Raw genomic sequence first — 22,022 nt, 5'->3', positions numbered from 1 at the left:
GATTGATATGGAAATTTCAGATATTAGGCATGAGTTGGAGAAAACAGCTAAGCGATTAGCGGGCTTTAGGGGGTCTCTTTGACTTAGAGGAAAAGGAGGCCAGGATTGCGCAGCTGGATAATGAGATGCTGCATCCGGATTTTTGGAATGACCAGGATGCGGCGCAGGGCGTGATTAATGAGGCGAATGCGCTGAAGGATCAGGTGCATGCGTTTTTTGAGATGAATGAGGCGTATGAGGATTTGGAAGTGACGTTCGAGTTGCTGAAGGAGGAGCCGGATGCGGATTTCCAGGCGGAGCTTGAGGAGCAGCTTGCCAATCTGACGGCGCGTCTTGATGAGTATGAGCTGGAGATGCTGTTGAGCGAGCCGTATGATAAGAATAATGCGATTTTGGAACTTCATCCGGGCGCGGGCGGCACGGAGTCCCAGGATTGGGGTTCGATGCTCTTGCGGATGTATACGCGCTGGGCGGAGAAGCGGGGCTTCAAGGTGGAGACGCTTGATTATCTGCCGGGCGATGAGGCGGGAATCAAGAGTGTGACGCTCGGGATTAAAGGCCATAATGCGTACGGGTATTTGAAGGCGGAGAAGGGCGTGCACCGACTTGTGCGGATTTCGCCGTTCGATTCGTCGGGGCGCCGCCATACGTCGTTCGTTTCGTGCGAGGTAATGCCGGAGTTCAATAATGAGATTGAGATTGACATTCGGACTGAGGACTTGAAGATTGATACGTATCGTGCAAGCGGCGCGGGTGGCCAGCATATCAATACGACGGATTCGGCTGTCAGGATCACGCATACTCCGACTGGGGTTGTGGTGACGTGCCAGACGGAGCGGTCGCAGATCAAGAACCGCGAGCGGGCGATGAATATGCTGAAGGCAAAGCTTTACCAGCGCGAGATTGAGGAGAAGGAAAAGCGGCTGGCGGAGATTCGCGGCGAGCAGAAGGAAATCGGCTGGGGCAGCCAGATCCGGTCGTATGTGTTCCATCCGTATTCAATGGTGAAGGATCACCGGACGGGTACGGAGTCAGGGAATGTGCAGGCTGTGATGGACGGGGAATTGGATCCGTTCATTGATGCGTATTTACGGTCGAAGCTGTCGTAAGGATTTAGCTGTTGGCGGTACGGAAAAATGTTTGGCTGTTAGGATTGCTTGTTGCAGCTGAACTCATCAAGTTGTTTTTTGCAAAATTAGAGCCTTTGCCGGCTTGAGATATCAGTCGGCAAAGGCTTGTTTTGTTTGTATGGGATTTTGCCGACGGAGACTGTCGGAGAGTTATAGCTGAATTCGTTTTTTTAGATTGGAGATTTCAGTTTCGTGGATGCCGGACTTGGCGCTGAGATGGCTGATGTCATATTTGAATCCTTTAATTTCGTCTGCGACAACTGTGAAGACTTTTTCCTGTTCGTCGAGTTTGGTTTCAATCCTTTTAAAGTGGCTTCTGAATTCAGTTGCGTGGTTGTTAACTGTTTCTGTGAGTGTTTCTAAGCGAGAGTCGATCCCGTCGAGTCGCACATCGATACCATTTAGCCGTATCTCAATGCCTTCAAAACGCTGGTCCATGCCGTCAATCCTGTTTTCAATGCCCTCAAAGCGCTGATCCATGCCGTCAAGCCTGTTCTCAATGCCTTCAAAGCGTGAATCCATGCCGTCAAGCCTATTCTCAATGCCTTCGAAACGTTGGTCCATGCCATCAAGCCTGTTCTCGATACCTTCGAAACGCTCGTCCATTTGATCAAACCGGACACCGACTTTGGTGAATTGATGATTCATTTGTTCCATTAAATCCCGTATCAATTGCTCCATGTTTTCACCTTCTTTTTTGCAAGTATAGCACATCTTTTCGCTGTTGAAAGCTGTGTGGATGGGGCTTAATAAAGGGGAGTTTATTAACATCTTCCGGTGGATAACCCGTTTATCCACAAGTCTTTTTGCAAAAATCACCTTCGGCTCTGGAGATTATTAACAAGCACTTGTGAATTTCGAGGTTATCAACAGGAATTTTGCAGGGGAATTAAAAACTTATCCACAACATTCCGCTTGGCGAGTTAAAAAAATTTTGCAAAAAACAAAAATAATATCTTTCCCACCGATGTTTGCGCCTGATGGCCTGATAATGCTATACTCTAGCATTGGCTAGGAAAACGTTTAATGAACAAAGTGAAAGCGGGTTCCCTGCATCCGGCATTAGGTGGTCTTGCATTGGCAAGGATACCGTTTGATGAACAAGGGGCAAAGTGATTCCGGGAAACGGTTTGCCCGAGCCCCTGCGATTGCATTGAAAAATATTTGATTAACTTACGAATAAAAAGGTTATAGGTAGAAGGAGGGCTCGTCTTTGAAAAGACGCAGAAAGGCCTCGCTGGCGGGGACGCGGACCGAAAAGGTGCTGGAGTATATTTATATCCTGGCTGGTTCAGCGATTGTGGCGCTGTCGTTTAATTTATTTTTGCTCCCGAATAAGATTGCTTCGGGTGGAGTGAGCGGGATTTCAACGATTCTGGATACGGTTTTCGGCTGGGAGCCGGCGTTTGTGCAGTGGTCGCTGAATATTCCTTTGTTTATTGCCGGGGTTGTTTTGCTGGGGCGGCAGTTTGGCGTAAAAACTCTTGTCGGAACAGTGTTTTTGCCATTTGTCGTATTGGCCTCTGCTGACTTTGAGCCGTGGACGAAGGATCCACTGCTTGGTGCGCTGTTTGGAGGGATCGGTGTTGGACTCGGCCTCGGTATTGTATTCCGGGGGAGGGCGTCGACAGGCGGCACGGACTTGGCGGCGCAGATATTGAACAAGTATACCGGGATGACGCTGGGACGCTGTGTCGCATTGATTGATGGGCTGATTGTCCTTTCTGCTGCGATTGTTTTCGATATCGAGCGTGGTCTTTATGCGTTGATCGGCCTATATGTGACGAGTAAAACGATTGACCTCGTCCAAGTCGGGTTTGGGCGCTCGAAGATGGCAATGATCATTACCAATCAGCAGGAGGAAGTAAGGGAAGGCATTTTGAGGAAGATCGACAGAGGTGTGACACGCCTATCGGCTTACGGCGGATTTACTGACTCCGAGAAGCCTGTCCTCATGTGCGTCGTTGATCAGACGGAGTTCACAAAGTTGAAACAATTAGTGAAAACCATTGATCCATCAGCATTTGTCATTGTCATGGATGCGGCAGAGGTATTAGGTGAGGGTTTCAAAAGGGAATAATATTGGTATAATTATGTAGTGTTTACTAACATTGCAAAAGGGGTTATCTAAATGAAGAAAAAATTGCTTGCTTTGCTAATGGGTACATCGATGGTCCTCGCGGCATGCGGCGGCAGCGATGGCGGCGGAAAAGAGTCCGCTTCTGGTGGGGATCCTGAGAAGATGTATCAGCAAAAATGTTCCGGATGCCACGGTGCTGAACTGAAAGGCGGCGCTGGACCTGATTTGACAAAGGTCGGAAGCGCACTTTCCAAGGATGAAATCAAAGACATCATTGAGAACGGAAAAGGCGGCATGCCGAAAGGACTTTACAAAGGCGCGGATGCCGAGAAAGTTGCCGAGTGGCTGGCTGAAAAGAAATAATAGTATAGGAGAGGGCGTCCTGCCGGATTGGCGGGGCGCCTTTTATATTGCATCCCTCCGCTCAAGCGCTTTTCCTACAAATTTCACTTTCTGTTCACGAATGCCCTGTTATGATTTTGTCATAAAGATGCGAAATTGAAATAATATCCGAAAAAACTTTTTTTGCTCTCTAATTCCTTTATCTGCTAATTGTTTTCTGCCAAAAAATAGCCAGATTGTTATCTTTATAGAGAAACTGGCAATGATAATTTAGCCATGTGAGGGTAATTTTGCCAGGATTCGACTGTTTTGAAAAGAAACTGTAATATTTAAACCCCTTTATTTACAGGGTTTGAATGGTATAATGGGTTTGTGCTGAAATCCATATGGTTATTTTGTCGTACTTACGAGAATTATGTCTAACACAGTCCAGTCATCAGAGTAAACCCAGTGACAAATACAATTAAGGTGATTATCAAATGATACAAATGCAAAGTGTATATAAGAAGTATCCTAATGGCGTTACTGCTATGAATGGGATAGATGTGAAGATCGCGAAGGGCGAATTCGTCTATGTGGTCGGGCCGAGCGGGGCAGGGAAATCGACATTCATTAAAATGATGTACCGTGAAGAAATCCCGACATCTGGCACTATCCTCATCAATGGCATTAATATAGCAAAATTGAAGAATAAGAAAGTTCCAATCTTCCGCCGGAACCTTGGCGTTGTGTTCCAGGACTTTAAGCTTTTGCCGACAAAGAATGTTTTTGAAAATGTCGCATTTGCCCTTGAGGTCATTGAGGAGCAGCCGAAGATTATTAAAAAGCGTGTGATGGAGGTCCTTGATCTCGTCGGGCTTAAGCATAAAGCGAGAATGCTGCCAACCGAACTTTCAGGAGGCGAACAGCAGCGTGTGTCAATCGCCCGCTCAATCGTCAATTCCCCGAAGGTTGTCATTGCCGATGAACCTACAGGAAACCTTGACCCTGATACTTCTTGGGAAATCATGAAGATATTCGAGGAAATCAACACGAGGGGAACCACCATTGTGATGGCGACCCACAACAAGGAAATTGTTAATACTATCAAACACCGCGTTATTGCCATTGAAGAAGGCTTGATCGTCCGTGATGAAGATCGGGGTGACTACGGCTATGAAAGTTAGAACCCTGGGACGCCACACACGGGAAAGCCTGAAAAGCATTGGAAGAAACGGCTGGATGACGTTTGCATCAGTTGGTGCAGTTACTGTCACGCTCATCCTTGTCGGAGTCTTTTTCGTTATTATGATGAATCTCAACAAGGTTGCGACAACTATTGAAGAAGACGTGGAAATCCGCGTGCACATCGATACGACTGCTGATAAAAAAGAGCAGGAGGAGTTAAGGAAAAAGATTGACGACCTGCCGGAAGTCAATACAATATCTTTTTCTTCCAAAGAAGAGGAACTGCAGATTTTGATCAAAAATCTCGGTGAGTCCTATAAGCTTTTTGAACAGGACAATCCTTTGAACGATGTATTTATCGTAAAGACGAAAAATCCCGAAGACACATTGGAAGCTGCCGAAAAGATTGAAAAAATGGATTTTGCCTATAAAGTCCAGTACGGGCAGGATAGTGTCGAAAAGCTGTTCAAGTTTATTGGTGCAAGCCGGAATGTCGGGCTGGCGCTGATAGCGGGGCTGCTGTTCACCGCAGTCTTCCTTATCTCGAATACAATTAAAATTACGATTATTGCCAGAAGAAGAGAAATTCAGATTATGAGATTGGTTGGGGCGACAAACTCTTTCATCCGCTGGCCGTTCTTCCTTGAAGGCCTGTGGCTTGGAGTTCTTGGTTCTATCCTCCCGATTATCCTGATTTCAATCGCTTATTATCATGCGTATGCATACTTGGCCCCATTGCTTGAAGGCCACTTTATCCAAATCCTTCCGTTTGACCCGTTCATGTACCAGGTATCAGGTGTTCTTATCCTGATGGGCGCATTGATTGGAGTTTGGGGAAGCATGATGTCTGTCAGGAAGTTTCTTAGGATTTAATTGAAAGGAAGGCCGCAGAAAAGGCCTTTTGCAAAATTGGATGGCTGCTAGTTTTCGCGGGAAATGCGTGAGGCTTTCCAGTCAATAGATTAGACGATAAGTAACGGCAAAAAGTTGCCACAAAAAAATAGACACGATTTACCTGTACAAGGGTTCATTGGAAAGGAGAAATCGGGAAGTGAGAAGATCATCAGTCATGGCGCTTACCGTATCAGCGGCGGTAGGCATAGGGAGTTTATTCGGAGGAATACAAACAGAAGCCTCCAAGCTATCAAACTTGCAAAATCAAAAGCAGGAAATCCGCTCAGAACGCAACGATGTAAACGCGAATATTGAGGCTGCGGATAAAGAGATTCAAAGGCTCCAAGGTGAGCAGCAGAAGGTAAATGCGGAAATTAAACGCCTTGATTTTGCAATCAGCGACACGAACGAAAAGATTCGCGGCAAAGAAGAGGATATAAAAGAAACACAGGCAGAGATTAAGAAACTCCAGGAAGAAATCAAGGTTTTGCAGGAGCGGATTGCCAAGCGTAATGAGTTGCTGAAGGATCGCGCCCGCAACTACCAGGAGAATGGCGGCATGGTCAGCTATATCGATGTACTTCTTGGGGCGACAAGCTTCGGTGATTTTGTTGACCGGGCGAATGCGGTCGCAACGATTATGGAAGCTGACAAAGATATCCTTGAACAGCACCAGGCTGATAAGGATGCGCTAGAACAGAAACAAAAGAAAGTCGAAAGCGATCTGGCAGCCTTAAAGAATATGCTTGCTGATCTGGAAAGAATGAATAAACAGCTCGCTTCCCAGCGTACTGAAAAGGACAAACTGATGAAAGACCTTGTCGACCAGGAGCAGGAAGAGCATAACCATAAGATGGAGTTAGCCGAAGAAGCAGCAATTTTAAGGGCGCAGGAATCTGCGATGGCAAAGGCAATCGAACTTGAAAAAGGCCGAATCGCTGAAGAAGCCGAACGCGCACGTAAAGAGGCGGAAGCCCGTGCTGCCGCGGAAGCAGCGGCAAAAGCAGCAGCTGCAGCTGGGTCGAATGGAGGAAGTTCTTCTTCCAATACTTCAGCTCCAACCCAGACCACGCCAGTTGCAAAACCGGTTGTGACCGCTGGAAACTTTATGAAACCTACAAACGGAGTCAACACTTCAGGTTTCGGTGCCCGTTGGGGAACCTTCCACTATGGCGTTGACTGGGCGAACCGTTCCGCAAATGTGCCTGTCGTTGCAGCGGCTAGTGGAGTTGTCATCCGTTCATATTATTCAAGCAGCTATGGAAACTGTGTTTTCATTGCTCACTCCATTAATGGGCAAACATTTACTACAGTTTATGCACATATGGACAGCCGTGCTGTAAGCGAAGGATCGGTTGTTTCCAAAGGCCAGTTCCTTGGCTACATGGGCAACACAGGACAATCAACAGGCAAACACTTGCACTTCGAACTGCACAAGGGTGGATGGAACCAAAGTAAATCAAACGCAGTAAATCCATTTGCATATGGAGTTCCAAGATAACATTTATAAGTTTTAGGATTAATTTGGCAATATGTAAGGGCGGATGAAGCACAGCTTCTCCGCTCTTTTTGGTGCGCCGGCTTCTGTCGGGTCGTGCTGCGATGGCCGGCTACATTTGTTATATACCCCGGGTGTGCCATAGGAAACTGGGAAAACTTGCATATTTTAATTAGCGTTTTGGCAAGAGTGTAAGGCGTCTTCAGTAATTAGAGTTTCGTGATGGACTAAAGCACTGATGCAGGTGCGGCGGCATTAATCATAACTCGTCCTCCTGGTTCATATATGTAGAGTAATGGACACTGTGTGGGTTGCGGTGTTTTTTGCAAAAATCAGGTGTGAGATGTGGGGAGTGGCTTGTATGAGGCGGAAGTGGTTGGCGTTGGTGGTGGCTGTATCGCTGGCAGCGGGGTCGGCGGGGACGTATGCGGGAATGAAGTGGGCTGAGTCGAATGAAACAGGTTTTGCGTTGGAAGTGGCGGGGATACCGAAGAAAAAGAGCAGCGGGCCAACGGATTCAGTCCGGCTCGAAAAAGTCAACCAGGCATATGATCTCATAGTCAGTTCCTATGTGGAGAAGGTTGAAAAGGATGCCCTTATCGAAGGCGCCATTCAGGGAATGCTGGCCAAGCTCGAGGATCCTTATTCTGTTTATATGGATAAGAAGACGGCCCGGCAGTTCAATGAGTCGCTGGAGTCATCATTTGAGGGAATTGGCGCTGAGGTTGGCATGGAGGAGGGCAAAATTGTCATTGTGGCTCCTTTTAAAAACTCACCTGCTGAAAAAGCCGGGCTTAAACCACATGATCGGATTTTAAAGGTTGACGGGAAAAGCGTCGAGGGAATGGATTTATATCAGACGACTGTGTTAATCCGTGGCAAAAAAGGAACCATTGTCGAGTTGGAGATTGAACGCAGGAAGGTAAAGGACCCCTTCTTAGTCAAAGTAAAGCGGGATCAAATCCCGATTGAAACTGTTTTTTCAAAACTGAAAAAGGTAAATGGGAAAAAGATTGGCTATATAGAAATTACTTCGTTCGCTGAGGAGACAGCTGATGACTTCAAAAAGCAGCTAAAGGATCTTGAGAAGAATGAGATTTCGGGTCTAGCCATTGATGTGCGCGGCAATCCAGGCGGCCTTCTGCTTAGTGTGGAAGAAATTCTCCGCGAGTTGGTAAGCGGGGAAAAGCCTTTTGTCCAAATTGAGAAGCGAAATGGCAAGAGGGATCAGTTTTTTTCTACGCTCAAGCAGGAAAAGCCTTACCCGGTTGTCGTACTTGTCGATAAAGGCAGCGCGTCGGCTTCGGAAATTCTCGCGGGCGCACTGCAGGAGGCGGAAGGCTACCCGCTTGTCGGCGAGAGAACGTTCGGGAAGGGAACTGTGCAGCAGGCGATGCCGATGGGAGATGGCAGCAATATTAAATTGACGCTTTTTAAATGGCTTACTCCTGATGGAAATTGGATTCACAAGAAGGGTATCAAGCCAGACGTGGTCGTCGAGCAGCCAAGCATTTTCTCGGCACATCCAATCACTGCCGAAGATGCATTGAAAATGGATATGAATAATGAACAAGTGAAGAATGCCCAAGTCATTTTGGAAGGGCTCGGCTATAGTCCGGGCAGGACAGATGGGTATTTCAGCTCGGGCACCGTCCGGTCAGTAAAAGCCTTCCAGCAACAGGTCCGTTTGCAGCCGACTGGCAAAATTGACGCTGAAACTGCCTCGGCACTTGAAGCTGCCGCAGCAAAAGAAAGGAAAAACGAAAAGAATGACCTTCAGCTGCGGACCGCACTCAGGCTTTTGGCGAAATAATAAAAGTTGAAAGAGGGATTTCTCGGAAATAGATGACAAGGATTTATCGGATTAAGGAAGAGGCGAGTTTATATTAAGCGTTTAGGGCAGGGGAGTGCTCCCTGTCCTTTTTTGCGTGGATTCTCACGGAGTGTAGTCACATCTTCGGACAATAAAATAAAAAATGCTCGATGGATGTCCGAAGTAACCTCCTCTTCGGACAGAAAATTGCCAAAAGGACTAGTCGTTGTCCGAGCAACCCTCACTTCCAATTAAGGTAAATGTATGTAAACAGAAAACGATTTCATTTTGCCTATTGACCAACCTGTATATACAGGATATACTTGAAAACGAAACATGTATATACAAGTTGTCAGAACACATCTAATTATAACAGAAGCTAACGAATAGCTTTTGCATGTGGCAGAGGGTCTCGAAGGAGAACTGACAAACAGGTTTGCTTTTCGAAGATAACGTGAAAAGTATCTTGAGAGTACCTCCACGAAAGCTACATCGGCCCTGTAAGAAAACGCTATCAACCATTATTAACAGGAGGGAAAAACGATGGATATAAAAAAGGCAGCTTCCGAAATACTTGAAGCAGTCGGCGGCAAGGAAAACATTGCAGCAGCGACACACTGTGTGACACGCCTCCGTTTCGCGCTCAAGGACGAAGGCAAAGTCAACAAGGAAACACTTGAAAATATAGATGTTGTCAAAGGTTCCTTCTCGGCAAACGGCCAGTACCAGGTTGTCATTGGCCAAGGAACAGTTGACAAGGTCTACAATGAGCTCACGGCACAAGCGGGCCTTGCTCATCAGAGCAAGCAGGAAATCAAGGATGCGGCAGCGGAGAATCTGAATCCGTTCCAGCGCGCAATCAAAACACTGGCTGATATCTTTATTCCAATTTTACCTGCAATCGTAACTGCCGGTCTTTTGATGGGGATTAACAACGTACTGACTGGAAAGGACATCTTTTACGCCGGAAAGTCATTGGTCGAGGTATATCCGCAATTCGGCGATTTTGCCAGCATTATCAACCTGATTGCCAACACGGCATTCGTCTTCCTGCCCGGCCTGATCGGCTGGTCGGCGGTCACCCGGTTTGGCGGCAGCCCGCTGCTCGGGATAGTCCTCGGCCTTATGCTTGTCCACCCGGATCTTCTCAATGCTTGGGGATGGGGAGAAGCGAAGGCTGAAGGCGACATACCTGCATGGAATTTATTCGGCTTAATAATCCAGAAGGTCGGCTATCAGGGACAAGTTTTGCCAGTCCTGGTCGCTTCGTATGTTTTAGCCCGAATAGAACGGTTCCTCCGCGCAAAAATTCCGGATGCATTCCAGCTTCTGCTCGTTGCACCGATTGCGCTATTAGTTACTGGATTCCTTTCTTTTATCGTCATTGGTCCAATCACGTTTACAATCGGCCAATGGATCACTAATTTGTTCACTGGCGTTTTTGATACTGTCCCGGCAATCGGGGGTCTTGTGTACGGCGCGTTGTACGCACCGTTAGTTGTAACGGGGATGCATCACACTTTCCTCCCGGTCGACTTGCAGTTGATTTCAAGCACAGGCGGAACATTCCTGTGGCCAATCCTGGTTATGTCCAACGTCGCTCAAGGTTCCGCGGCACTCGCAATGGGATTCCTTTTAAGGGACGAAAAGCTGAAAGGACTGTCGTTTACATCAGCGATTTCTGCCTACCTTGGCATTACCGAGCCGGCGATGTTCGGGGTGAACCTCCGCTTCCGCTTTGCATTCATTTCAGCAATGATTGGCGCGGCCATTGCAGGGATGTTTATTACGCTTAATAAAGTAATCGCACCTTCTATAGGGGTTGGCGGCCTGCCAGGCTTCCTATCAATCGTTCCGCATAAATGGACTCCGTTCTTCATTGGAATGGTAATAGCGATTGTCGTACCAGTTGCCTTGACCTTTTTGTGGGGCAAAACAAAAGCCCGCAAAGGCGAACTCGCATAAACTGAGAGATTCCCATTAAACTGAATCCAAAAATCGGATACCATTGGCCAAATTGCCAATGGTATCTTTACTAGAATTTAAGAAAACTTCGAAAAGAAGGTGATCGTATGCAAGAACCATGGTGGAAAAGATCGGTTGTTTATCAGATTTATCCGAAAAGCTTCAAGGATACGACAGGGAATGGTGTTGGTGACCTCCAAGGTATTATTGACAAGCTTGATTACTTGAAGGAGCTTGGCATAGATGTCATTTGGCTGACGCCGATTTATCGATCTCCGCAACGCGACAATGGGTACGACATCAGCGACTATTTTGCCATTCACGAGGAATACGGCACGATGGATGATTTCGACCTTCTCCTGAACGAGGCGCATAACCGCTGCATCAAGCTGATCATGGATATCGTCGTCAACCATACGTCGACCGAACACCCCTGGTTCCAGGAAGCGCGGAAATCGAAGGATAATCCGTACCGCGACTTTTATATTTGGAAAGACGGCGTCGATGGCGGCCCGCCGACGAATTGGGAATCGAAGTTCGGGGGCAATGCCTGGGAATATGACGAACAGACCGGACAATACTATTTGCACCTATTCGACGTCACCCAAGCCGATCTCAATTGGGAGAACGAAAAGGTCCGCAAGCATGTTTATGACATGATGAAATTCTGGTTTGACAAAGGCGTTGACGGCTTCCGTCTTGACGTCATCAACCTGATTTCCAAGGACCAAAGCTTCCCGAACGATGGGGAAGGCGACGGCCGCCGATTCTACACGGACGGTCCACGTGTCCACGAATTTATGAAGGAAATGAACCGCGAGGCATTCTCCAAGTACGACAGCATGACTGTCGGCGAAATGTCCTCGACAACGATTGAACATTGCATCTTGTACAGCAATCCTGAAAATCGCGAGCTTAGCATGACCTTTAACTTCCATCATCTTAAGGTCGATTACGAAGGCGGCGACAAATGGACCCTCGCCGATTTTGACTTCCTTGCCTTAAAACGGATTTTGTCCACCTGGCAGGAAGAGATGAACAAGGGCGGCGGCTGGAATGCGCTGTTCTGGTGCAACCACGACCAGCCGCGGGTAGTCTCCCGCTATGGCGATGACGGTCTTTATCGTGTCGAGTCAGCGAAAATGCTCGCGACCACTGTCCATATGATGCAGGGAACGCCGTACATTTACCAGGGCGAAGAAATCGGCATGACCAACCCTGGGTTCGAATCGATCGATGACTACCGCGACGTAGAATCGCTGAATACTTTTGCGATCAAAAAAGCCGCCAACGTGGATGAAGAAAAGATTCTTGAAATTCTTAAAAGCAAATCGCGCGACAACTCCCGGACACCGGTCCAGTGGGATGCAAGTCCGAACGCCGGATTCACGGCCGGTATGCCTTGGATCAATGTCGCCGCCAACTATCCTGACATCAACGTTGAACAGGCTCTCGCTGACCGAGACTCCGTTTTCTACCATTACCAGAAGCTGATCGCACTGCGGAAGGAATACGATATTATCACCCATGGCGACTACAAGCTGATCCTCGCCGACAACCCGAGTATTTTTGCCTATGTCCGTTCCTGGAATGGTGAAATGCTGCTTGCCGTCAATAATTTCTATGGCAAAAACGCGCAATTTGAGCTGCACCGTGATATCCGCGTTGGGGGCGGGGATGCAAACGTGCTCATCTCCAACTATGGTGACCATCCGGACGATTACCGCCGCTTTACCTTAAGGCCATATGAATCTGTCGTATTTCATTTGAAATAGGATTTCGATAGAGGAAGCCTTGTCCATGGGGTTTCCAGCAAAGTTTGTATGTCCTGCCAATTGGCCGTGCCACTTTGCAGGCTTTGGATAGCGACAAAAAAAACGGATTTCCAGAAGAATCAACCTGGCATTTAGCAGCACTCCTTTTAGCCGATCAAGAACACGGTATGGCAAAACAGTCTAAAAACCTTTAAGATGAATAGTGAATGGAAATTTTAATTAAACGGGAGGCAGGGTGGCTGCCTCCTGAATTCATGAACCGGGTGAGGGACATGGTTAGGAATAAATATGACAGTATATATCAGGATCTTGCCGGCCAGATAGAAACTGGCAAATTGAAAAAGCATACGAAACTGCCTTCAGAAAACGAGCTCGCTGAAACGTATGAGACGAGCCGCGAGACGATTCGGAAGGCATTGAATTTGCTTTCGCAAAATGGCTATATCCAAAAGATCAAGGCAAAGGGTTCGGTTGTCCTTGATATCGGACGTTTCGACTTCCCTGTTTCCGGGCTGACGAGTTTTAAGGAGGTCTCGGAAAAGGTCGGGCAGCCGTTTACGACAACAGTCCATGAACTGTATGCGATGAAACCGGATGACTGCGTGCAAAATGAACTGAAGATTTCCCCGCGCGAGGATGTCTGGAAAGTAGCCAGGACCCGTGAAAAAGAGGGCGAGCGAATCATCCTTGATAAATCATTTTTCGTAAAAAAACTTGTTCCCGGACTAACGAAGGAAATCTGTGAGGACAGCATTTATGCCTATCTTGAAAACGATCTGAGCTTGAATATTTCTTTTGCGAGGAAGGAAATTACCGTCGAGGAATGCAATGATGAGGATCGGAAGTACCTTGATTTGAATGGCTACGACCATATCGTCGTCGTTCGTAACAACGTTTTCCTCGACAATGCGTCGGTGATTGAGTACACCGAATCACGCCATCGCCTTGATAAATTCCGGTTTGTCGACTTTGCGCGGCGGAGCAGGTAAGGCGTGTAAGGAAACAGCCAACGGTCTTAAATTTGTTTCTACCCAAGAGTGGTTGCCATGCTAAAAAGGCATGGCAACCACTCCATTTTGCTGGATTTTTGCTCGACTAGCACCAACAGCTCCTATTGTCGCCCGTGCGGAAGGATTTCCACTTGCAGGGTCGCCAATAGGCTGTATTGTCGCCTGTGCGGAAGGATTTCCACTGGCAGGGTCGCCAATAGGTTGCATTGTCGCCCGTGCGGAAGGGTTTCCACTGGCAGGGTCGCCAATAGGTTGCATTGTCGCCCGTGCGGAAGGATTTCCACTGGCAGGGTCGCCAATAGGCTGTATTGTCGCCTGTGCGGAAGGATTTCCACTGGCAGGGTCGCCAATAGGTTTCATTGTCGCCCGTGCGGAAGGATTTCCACTTGCGGGGTCGCCAATAGGCTGTATTGTCGCCCGTGCGGAAGGATTTCCACTTGCAGGGTCGCCAATAGGTTGCATTGTCGCCCGTGCGGAAGGATTTCCACTTGCAGGGTCGCCAATAGGTTGCATTGTCGCCCGTGCGGAAGGATTTCCACTTGCAGGGTCGCCAATAGGCTGTATTGTCGCCCGTGCGGAAGGATTTCCACTTGCGGGTCGCCAATAGGCTGCATTGTTGCCCGTGCGGAAGGATTTCCACTTGCGGGGTCGCCAACACTGCTTCCGGCTGCTTTTTTCTAATGACACTTCGCTAAACGTGATGGTATAATACCCGATAAAAAGGCCGTCCAGCTAACATACAGCGGGCGGCCTTTACTATATTTTTCGAGATACATTCCTGAAAAATCATTCCTCAGTCCAGTTCCAATAAGCAAACTCACCAACCTTCGCGGACTGGATTGTATCCAGCTCACGAAGCTTCAACAGCTCCTTTACCGGTCCGGTTACGACAGCACCGTATACTTTGAACCCATTTTTCTTTATATAATCATGTCTTTCCTGCAGGTGTCTAAGTCCCAGGACATCCTCCAAATAGCTATTGCCCTCATTCTCAAGCAATTTTTCCATATTTGCGAGCATGATTTTTTCATTTTCCTTTATCGTTCCTTCGCTAAGGTAAACTTCAGAGTAGGATCGATAATTATCGGTTTCGCGGGCTCTTGACATCCCAATCCTATCAACCATGAAATAGGTTCCGCCGGCGACGGAATAGCCAACGTCTTTAATTTCTTTCAGTTCTCCTGTATACAAAGGCATCCAGGTGACATCAACATCGTATGGGGCGAGCAACTTAAGCAGTTCCGCCGGCTCGTAATAACGATCGGTTGAAAAAGAGAGATCAGCAACCGTTCCCTCATGCACTTTTTCCAGCGTTGTCCATACTCCAGGATCTACCTTTAAAGTTACCTTTTTCCCGGTTCGCGGATCCTCAGGCAAGAAAAAGGAGAATCTTTCATCTGATGGGTTATCGAAGGTAATCCTCATCGATGAAAATGGGGAAAAGACCCTTTTTGTCACCTCGAGCGTACCGACCTGCATTTCTTCCTTTCCGACCGTGCGAACAATGGGCAATGACATTTCCTGGCTGAAGAACGCATTGATGTTGGCTCCTATAGAGGATTCGCTTTTTGCCAAAAGACCGGGCTGGGTCCAGTTGAATGCCTGGCTGACAATGAATTTATTCTTCTCACCAATTTCTGATTTATGATAACCGATTGACAGAATCATCATGTAAACAGCATAAATGAGTGCAATCGCAGCCAAAACACGCACAATCCTCAACGTCAATGTAAACCGGTATTTCCACAATATTTTCTTTTCCTTATCCTTCGTCCATTCAGTCATGAAAAAATTCCTCCTTCGCCCCGAGCTGCTTCAATCTTTGCCTGGCCCGATGCAATTGCACTTTCACCTGGGCTCCCGACAAACCGAGCGCTTCTTCCAGCTCGCTATATGTAAACTCTTCAAATTCCCGCAAATAAATGATAGTCCGGTAATTTTCCGGAAGCAGTCCGAGCAGCTCCTCCAGTTTCCGTGACGTTTCGCCAGCGATCGTCTCCTGTTCCGGAGCTCCGTACGGGCTGATCATCTCTTCCTTTTCAATAAACGGGATCCATTTCCAACGCTGCCTGCGTCGCCACTCATCGATATAAATGTTGCGAGCGATCCGGTACAGCCAAGGTTTGACATCCTCATGGCGGTAAAAGGACAGCGAAACCGTTGCTCGCAAAAATGTTTCCTGAACCAGATCCTCGGCAATGGAGGGGGAGCCGGAGAGCCGATGCAGGTAGAAATACAAGCCTTTGGCATACTTTCGGTACAAATCATCAAGTTTTTCCATCCGTGACTCTTCCAATGCTTTCCTCCTCTCGCTATCCATACAACGAATGGCCGCCTGTTTTGTTACACCTAGATTGAATTTTAACATGAACAAAAATCTAGCAATATGTTTTGCCGGCTGTTTTTGATAGAATGGGAGTAAGCCGTTTGGCTGAAAAGGATTCTGGTCCAAACCAGAAGCTGAACAATTTTAACGAAACTACTTTTACATACAGGGGTGCGGGGATTTGATTGAGCAATGGGGTATTGAGCTTTTAAAAGGAATAGGGAAGATGTTTCTGGATCCGATTTTCTATTATGCGTTTTTTCTTGCGGCTGTTCTTGGAGTCAGCAGGGTCAAGCGGGAGCGGAAGAATTTCACGATCCGCGCGCAGGATGCGTATTTTGAACTGAGGCAGCTTGTGCCGGCGGGGCTTATAGCCGGGCTTGTACTTTCACTCGTTCTTGTGGCGGCTGGGATTGTTGTGCCGCTTGCGGTTATCCTGCTTGTTGCGGCCTTCACGCTTCTGCTCAGCCTGACCGGGAATATGCGTTTCATCGGGCCTGCCTACACGGTGGGAGCTGCGTTTTTCGCGCTGATTTATCTTGGCGGCCGGACCATCGACTTCTTTTTTGTCAGGGAGGCCTTCGAGGCAGCCGCGGACCGGATTTACCCCTCCGTCGCCGTTCTGCTCGGTCTTCTTATCATCGCAGAGGGTGTCCTGATTTTGAAAAAAGGCCACTTCGCAACATCACCCAAACTCATCACCTCGAAGCGCGGCCAGCGTGTCGGCGTTCATGAATCCAGAAAGCTCTGGCTCGTTCCGGTCCTGCTAGTCGTTCCGGGCAGCACCTTGACGCTGCCGTTCGATTGGTGGCCCGTATTCACTATCGGTGAACAAACTTTCTCCCTATTCCTTGTTCCATTCCTTATCGGCATGCACCGGCAAATCCAGGGGATGCTCCCGGCCGAAGCGATTAAGGCTTATGGCAAAAAGGTTGCAACGCTCGGCGTGGCTGTCCTGCTTGTTTCGGTCGCGGGCTACTGGTTTCCGATCGCCGCCATCGTCGCCGCTGCCATCGCAATTCTCGGACGCGAAGCGATTGCTTTTTTGCAAAAGCTAAAAGAAGAAAACCGTCCATTCTACTTCTCTCGCAAAAACGAGGGCCTGATGATCCTTGGCATCATCCCGAATTCGCCTGCGGAAAAAATGGGGCTGAAAGTCGGCGAACTAATCAGCAAGGTGAACGGCCAGCCGACCCAGGACGAAAGCGAATTATACGAAGCGCTCCAGCATAACCGCGCCCATTGCCGACTTGAAGTACTCGATACAAACGGCCAGATCCGCTTCGTCCAGCGCGCCCTCTACGAAGGCGACCACCACGAACTCGGCATCCTCTTCGTCCATGACGACCGGAAATGGGATGACCGTGCGGTGTAAATGGTGTGATTTTTCATAAATGATTTGAATGGTTGCATAAATAGTTAGAATGTGTTTTTCGCAATTGATTAGAATAAAGACAGGCCGAGCATTGATTTGCTTGTGCCTTTTTTTATGTCAGAAGCTATATTATTTCACAACAAGTAATAGATGAATCAAATTATTTAGTTTTAGATTTTGAAAAATTAGCTGATGAGTGTTAAGGATAGACTGCCATTTTTAGTATTTTTATAAAAAAACGGTCCAGGTTTTCCATGGCTAATTTTCTTGATTGTTTTGGACTATGTTTCATTTGTCCCAACCGCTTTCCAACTAGGGATAAGTACTCTATTAATGTAAGATAAACAACAGCTATACCTAAGTAGTTACTAGGCTATAATTAGATATAATTAATATTAATAGTAAAAACTCTAAAATGGGTGATAGTTATGTATGAAGATAAGCGCATTTTAATTATTGAAGACGATCAAGAGATTAGTAGGTTACTGAGGGTAATTTTAGCAAAATCGCATTTGGAATCGGTCGCAGCTTATTCGGGTACAGAAGGTTTGTTGCAGCTGCAAAATAATACGTTTGATTTAATTTTATTGGATTTGATGCTGCCGGGCAAAAGTGGGGAGGAACTACTAAAAGAAATCAGAGAAAAGAGTTCTATTCCGATTATTGTCATTTCAGCCAAAGTCGATCTTGAGAATAAAGTGCATGTATTGAAACTGGGTGCGGATGATTATATTACCAAACCGTTTCATCAGGAGGAAGTGGTGGCCCGAGTCGAAGTCCAATTACGAAAAGCAAGTTCTCACCCGGAGCAGTCAGCGGAAATAAGATGGCGTGATCTTAAAATGAATATGGAAAAACGGTCTATGATATTAAAAGAGAAAGAGTTACAGCTGACGAATGCGGAGTTTGATATATTAACATTTTTCATAAACAATCCCGAGCGTGCGCTTTCCAAAAAGGAGATATATGAAAGCATCTGGAATGGGACCTATTATGGTGATGATAATACGATCAGCGTGCACGTCTCTAACCTCCGCAGGAAAATCTCGGAACTGACTGCTGAAGAATATATTAAAACCATTTGGGGAGTAGGATTTATGCTTGTCTGACTTCTTTATGAATTCTTTATGTTTTGCTTAAAGGATTTTAAAGACTTCTAAGCTAAAGTGGACATAACAAGTTGTTTAGTGAAGGAGTCGAAAAGATTGGATACCATTATTCAGACGTTTCAATTGACGAAAAAGTTTAAGGAAGAAGAGGTCCTTAAACCGCTTGATTTCTCAGTGAAAAAAGGAGAAATCTGTGCATTGATTGGAAAAAATGGCGCGGGCAAATCAACGTTATTCAAAATTATTGCTGGCCAACTATTCCTGACAACCGGGGAGATTCAGCTTTTTGGGAAATCTGGTAAAGAAATCGAGCATGAGAAAAAAAGAATGGGTTTTATGATAGAAACACCTGCATTTTTCCCGGATTTTACTGCGGTTCAAAATCTGGAATATTTCCGGATTCAACGGGGCGTCGTTGAAAAGAAACGTATTTATGAAGTCCTGGAAATTGTCGGACTGGCAAATGAAAAGAAAAAACGATTTAAAGATTATTCCATGGGGATGAAGCAGCGATTAGGCATAGCCCTTTGTCTCTTAAGCAGCCCCGATTGTTTAGTTCTTGATGAGCCAATCAATGGTCTGGATGTCGAGGGGATTATGGAAATCCGCAGATTATTGATGAAGCTCAATCAGGAAAAACATATAACCATATTAATTTCGAGCCATATTTTAACGGAGCTGAAATTGTTGGCGACACGTTTTGTATTTATCAAAGATGGCGTAATCATCGATGATTTAAGCAAGGAAGCCCTGGATGAGAAGAGTAGAAAACAAATACTCTTAACGGTTGATGATTCAGCAAAAGCGGCACAATTATTAGAACGGGCATATGTGGATATACAGTTTAAGGTCCTTCCTAATCAAGTTATCACAATCCAAAATCATGTAGAAAGCGGTGGAAATATCAATCGCATTTTAGTTGATAATGGGGTGATGGTGAAGGAGTTTCGCATCGAAGCTCTGAATCTTGAGGAATACTTCTTAGGATTAGTGGAGGGTAAGAAGAATGATTAATTATCTGAAAAGCGAAAGTTATCGTCTGCTGCGTAAAAAAGGTCCGCATCTAACAGGGATAGTATGTTTATCTCTAATTGCCGCCGCTGCCGCCGTCCTTTATTTTGTTGGAAAGTCTGATCCTAGATTTCCTTATGCGACCAGTAAATTTTTCTATTCAAATGTGATTAGCGCTGGATTAATGATTATAATCGTAGGGTTAATTTATAATTCCTTTCTCACTGGAAAAGATTTGACACTGATGAAGCAATCCATTTCTTTCGGTATTTCTCGAAATAGTATCTTCTGGTCAAAGTTAATCCTCACGTTAAGTTATTTTCTGCTCATCTGTGTCGTCGGTATAATTTACATGATTGCATTAGGTGAGAACTTATTTACAGATGAAAATCAGTCGGCAGGAGATTTTCTACTAGCATGTGCCAATATGGCGCCAATTGTCCTGAGTGGATTTTTCCTAACACATACGTTGAGGATGCTGAGGGTTGGAGAAGTTTACAGTATTATTGTGTTGCTATTCATTTATGGATTTTCAGGGAACCTGCTGCGGATTTTTAGTCGAATTTCAGGCTTAAACGAGTTGTATAAATATACTCCAGATACATTGTTAACGGATAACTTAATGGGCTTTTTGGATGACGCAGTCCAATTCGATTTCAAATATTGGGTTGTAGGCATCGTAATTTCCGTGATTTCTTTACTAATTGGATCAAAGAAGTTCGTAACTAAAAACATCGATTGATGGAGAAGGGATGAATGTAGGTGATCAGCTGGCAGATTATCATATTATTGATTTCCCTACTGATTATTGCCGTCTGCATGCTTCTGCTTTTCCATTGGGATGTCAAAAAGATGACAAAACAATTAGAAGAAATCAATAACAATTTCGGGACAAATGAATTAGTTCGTACAAATACCCATAATAAAAGCTTGGTCCGATTTGCTGCAAAAATCAACCAGCTGATTCACTTATTCAAACAGAACCAACAGTCCGTCGAAAGAAGAGAAATGGAATTAAAACAAGAGATCACAAATATATCCCATGATTTACGAACGCCTTTAACATCGATCAAAGGATTTTCTGATCTATTAAAAGATCCGTCTATATCTGAAGCAGAAAGGAAAGAGTTTTTAGATATTATTCAGAAGAAGATCGATAATCTCACTATGATTGTAGAGTTATTTTATGAACTCTCACAGCTCGATTCCTCGGACAAGAAATTGACCATTGAAAAGCAGTTCCTAGATCAAATTGTTGTGGATACGATGCTAATGTTCTATGAAGATTTTGAGAAAGAGCAGTTAGAGGTACAAATGGCTGAAGATCCTGTACCGGCTGTTCTTGCAGATAACAAAGCGACCGTTCGAATCGTAACCAACATTATTCAAAATGCTTTAACGTATGCCAAAAGCTATTTGAAGATTAGTTTTATAGAGGAAGAAGACTATATTTGGTTAAGGGCAGTAAATGATGTTGAGAACATTAATGCTTCGAAACTACAAAGTGTTTTTAATAGGACATTCAGGTTGGATACTAGCCGAAAAGGTACTCATCTAGGATTAGGGCTTCATATTGTTCAGCAGCTTATTACCAAACAAGGTGGAAAAGCGGTTGCTAATGTCCATGAAAATGAATTTATTCTTGAAGTGTCGTTTAGAAAGTGTTGTGATTCTTCGGAATTAGTTGGAAATAATTATGGAAGACACTTCAAACTCCACTAGTCCTTTGAGATAATAATCTCAAAGGCTTTTTTGTGAAACGACTCAACACCAGCGACTATATAGGTTGAATTTAATAATAATTACTTCATTAAAAGTTGAAGGAGCTGGTTGATTGGAGCTCAGGCATGTAGACTCCTCGAAAATCCTCGCACGAAATTATGCTAACGCATAATTTCGTGCGAGGATTATTCTTGGAAGCTTTCCTTAATGCTAACGCATTTCCTTCGTGCAAAGCCAATTCAAAGAAGCTGTTTGTCCTGCGGGATAGAGCGGCAAGTGGAGACCCCACGGGCGCCGAGGAGGCTCCTAACTGCTCCTGCGCCAAAGAATATTCGGGGAAGCTTTGTTCAGCTCGTCGCAAATCCACGGGAAGCTATTTCAGGCAGCCGCTTTGATGCCCCGCGGAAAGCGAAATGCCCAGAGCGGAAATCAACCACCATGTTCCAGTTTGATACCAATCGTTATTTCAACCTATATAGTTTAACAATCAAATTGGGTGAAGGGGGATGTTAATGCTACTGTTTTTGCAAATTATTTTATCTATAGCGGGCATTTCACTTGCAGCATATGGATTAATTACTGAGGATTTTACGTTTCAACCCTATATGATGTTGTGTTTAAGTTTAATGATGTTGGTAACGGGCGTAAAGGAATTGCAAAAGGGAAATAAAGGTACCGGCTGGCTAAGTATAGGTGTCTTTATATTTATTTTTTTTGTAACCGTCCAAAGTTTCCTATTGCAGTAGCGATTGGGCAAGCTGACCGAATCTGCCGGCTGGATTTTTCGAAAAGTTCTCCAAGAATC

Annotated in this window: 20 protein-coding genes; 16 read left to right on the top strand and 4 right to left on the bottom strand. The window is 45.8% G+C overall.

Features of this window, described 5'->3' with window-relative positions; translation table 11 throughout:
- Positions 1-7: 7 nt before the first annotated feature.
- Positions 8-1,109 (top strand): peptide chain release factor 2 gene (prfB, locus tag BN1002_RS19075; protein WP_148362824.1). Its coding sequence is split into 2 segments (ribosomal slippage): positions 8-79 and positions 81-1,109, totalling 1,101 coding nucleotides; the frame shifts between segments, so codons are not numbered across the junction.
- Between the two features lie 171 nt (positions 1,110-1,280).
- Here the strand turns inward: prfB and BN1002_RS19070 are convergent.
- On the bottom strand, positions 1,281-1,811 hold the full coding sequence (locus BN1002_RS19070; RefSeq protein ID WP_048827104.1) for a hypothetical protein: 531 nt from the start codon (positions 1,809-1,811) through the stop codon (positions 1,281-1,283).
- Positions 1,812-2,343: 532 nt separating this feature from the next.
- On the opposite strand from BN1002_RS19070, the gene BN1002_RS19065 reads away from it, so the two are divergent.
- From BN1002_RS19065 to treR, 9 genes are all read left to right on the top strand, one after another.
- Positions 2,344-3,210, top strand: coding sequence for a YitT family protein (locus BN1002_RS19065; RefSeq protein ID WP_048827103.1), 867 nt, complete (start codon positions 2,344-2,346; stop codon positions 3,208-3,210).
- A 51-nt stretch (positions 3,211-3,261) separates the two neighbouring features.
- Complete coding sequence (gene cccB / locus BN1002_RS19060; protein WP_048827102.1) at positions 3,262-3,573, top strand: cytochrome c551; 312 nt, start codon at positions 3,262-3,264, stop codon at positions 3,571-3,573.
- Between the two features lie 458 nt (positions 3,574-4,031).
- A complete protein-coding gene (gene ftsE, locus BN1002_RS19055) occupies positions 4,032-4,718 on the top strand; it encodes a cell division ATP-binding protein FtsE (protein WP_048827101.1) in 687 nt (228 codons plus the stop codon).
- Positions 4,708-5,592, top strand: coding sequence for a permease-like cell division protein FtsX (gene ftsX / locus BN1002_RS19050; protein WP_048827100.1), 885 nt, complete (start codon positions 4,708-4,710; stop codon positions 5,590-5,592). The genes ftsE and ftsX overlap by 11 nt, the downstream gene beginning before the upstream one ends.
- Before the next feature lie 178 nt (positions 5,593-5,770).
- Positions 5,771-7,114, top strand: coding sequence for a murein hydrolase activator EnvC family protein (locus BN1002_RS19045; RefSeq protein ID WP_231575063.1), 1,344 nt, complete (start codon positions 5,771-5,773; stop codon positions 7,112-7,114).
- 358 nt (positions 7,115-7,472) lie between these two features.
- Entirely contained in the window at positions 7,473-8,924 is a 1,452-nt protein-coding gene (locus BN1002_RS19040; protein WP_048827098.1) for a S41 family peptidase, read from the top strand.
- A 543-nt stretch (positions 8,925-9,467) separates the two neighbouring features.
- Positions 9,468-10,889, top strand: coding sequence for a PTS system trehalose-specific EIIBC component (gene treP, locus BN1002_RS19035; RefSeq protein ID WP_048827097.1), 1,422 nt, complete (start codon positions 9,468-9,470; stop codon positions 10,887-10,889).
- 107 nt (positions 10,890-10,996) lie between these two features.
- Complete coding sequence (gene treC / locus BN1002_RS19030) at positions 10,997-12,664, top strand: alpha,alpha-phosphotrehalase (protein ID WP_048827096.1); 1,668 nt, start codon at positions 10,997-10,999, stop codon at positions 12,662-12,664.
- Between the two features lie 272 nt (positions 12,665-12,936).
- Positions 12,937-13,653: a trehalose operon repressor gene (gene treR / locus BN1002_RS19025; RefSeq protein ID WP_048828066.1), complete on the top strand. Its 717-nt coding sequence runs from the start codon at positions 12,937-12,939 to the stop codon at positions 13,651-13,653.
- A gap of 60 nt (positions 13,654-13,713) precedes the next feature.
- On the opposite strand, the gene BN1002_RS19020 is transcribed toward treR, so the two are convergent.
- The 3 genes from BN1002_RS19020 to BN1002_RS19010 all read right to left on the bottom strand — a co-directional run bounded on the left by BN1002_RS19020 (position 13,714) and on the right by BN1002_RS19010 (position 15,970).
- Positions 13,714-14,187 (bottom strand): hypothetical protein, encoded by a 474-nt coding sequence (locus BN1002_RS19020; protein ID WP_048827095.1) that lies wholly within the window; start codon positions 14,185-14,187, stop codon positions 13,714-13,716.
- 273 nt (positions 14,188-14,460) lie between these two features.
- Positions 14,461-15,459 carry an anti-sigma factor gene (locus tag BN1002_RS19015; protein ID WP_048827094.1) on the bottom strand — a complete coding sequence of 333 codons (999 nt, stop codon included), beginning with the start codon at positions 15,457-15,459 and terminating at the stop codon, positions 14,461-14,463.
- Positions 15,452-15,970, bottom strand: a complete 519-nt coding sequence (locus tag BN1002_RS19010) for a sigma-70 family RNA polymerase sigma factor (protein WP_231575062.1) — start codon at positions 15,968-15,970, stop codon at positions 15,452-15,454. The genes BN1002_RS19015 and BN1002_RS19010 overlap by 8 nt, the downstream gene beginning before the upstream one ends.
- Before the next feature lie 211 nt (positions 15,971-16,181).
- On the opposite strand from BN1002_RS19010, the gene BN1002_RS19005 reads away from it, so the two are divergent.
- From BN1002_RS19005 to BN1002_RS18975, 6 genes are all read left to right on the top strand, one after another.
- The gene (locus tag BN1002_RS19005) at positions 16,182-17,375 is read left to right on the top strand and encodes a PDZ domain-containing protein (protein ID WP_048827093.1); all 1,194 of its coding nucleotides are present in this window, start codon (positions 16,182-16,184) and stop codon (positions 17,373-17,375) included.
- 428 nt (positions 17,376-17,803) lie between these two features.
- Positions 17,804-18,484 carry a response regulator transcription factor gene (locus BN1002_RS19000; protein WP_048827092.1) on the top strand — a complete coding sequence of 227 codons (681 nt, stop codon included), beginning with the start codon at positions 17,804-17,806 and terminating at the stop codon, positions 18,482-18,484.
- Positions 18,485-18,580: 96 nt separating this feature from the next.
- On the top strand, positions 18,581-19,498 hold the full coding sequence (locus BN1002_RS18995) for an ATP-binding cassette domain-containing protein (protein WP_048827091.1): 918 nt from the start codon (positions 18,581-18,583) through the stop codon (positions 19,496-19,498).
- Entirely contained in the window at positions 19,491-20,237 is a 747-nt protein-coding gene (locus tag BN1002_RS18990; protein WP_048827090.1) for an ABC transporter permease, read from the top strand. Before BN1002_RS18995 ends, BN1002_RS18990 begins: the two co-directional genes overlap by 8 nt.
- A 20-nt stretch (positions 20,238-20,257) precedes the next feature.
- Positions 20,258-21,217 (top strand): sensor histidine kinase, encoded by a 960-nt coding sequence (locus BN1002_RS18985; RefSeq protein ID WP_048827089.1) that lies wholly within the window; start codon positions 20,258-20,260, stop codon positions 21,215-21,217.
- Between the two features lie 512 nt (positions 21,218-21,729).
- Complete coding sequence (locus BN1002_RS18975; protein ID WP_048827087.1) at positions 21,730-21,963, top strand: DUF3953 domain-containing protein; 234 nt, start codon at positions 21,730-21,732, stop codon at positions 21,961-21,963.
- The last annotated feature ends 59 nt before the right edge of the window (positions 21,964-22,022 follow it).

Origin of the sequence: Bacillus sp. B-jedd (assembly GCF_000821085.1) — a bacterium.
Taxonomy (GTDB): domain Bacteria; phylum Bacillota; class Bacilli; order Bacillales; family Cytobacillaceae; genus Bacillus_D.
This window is presented reverse-complemented; position numbering and strand designations above follow the sequence as displayed.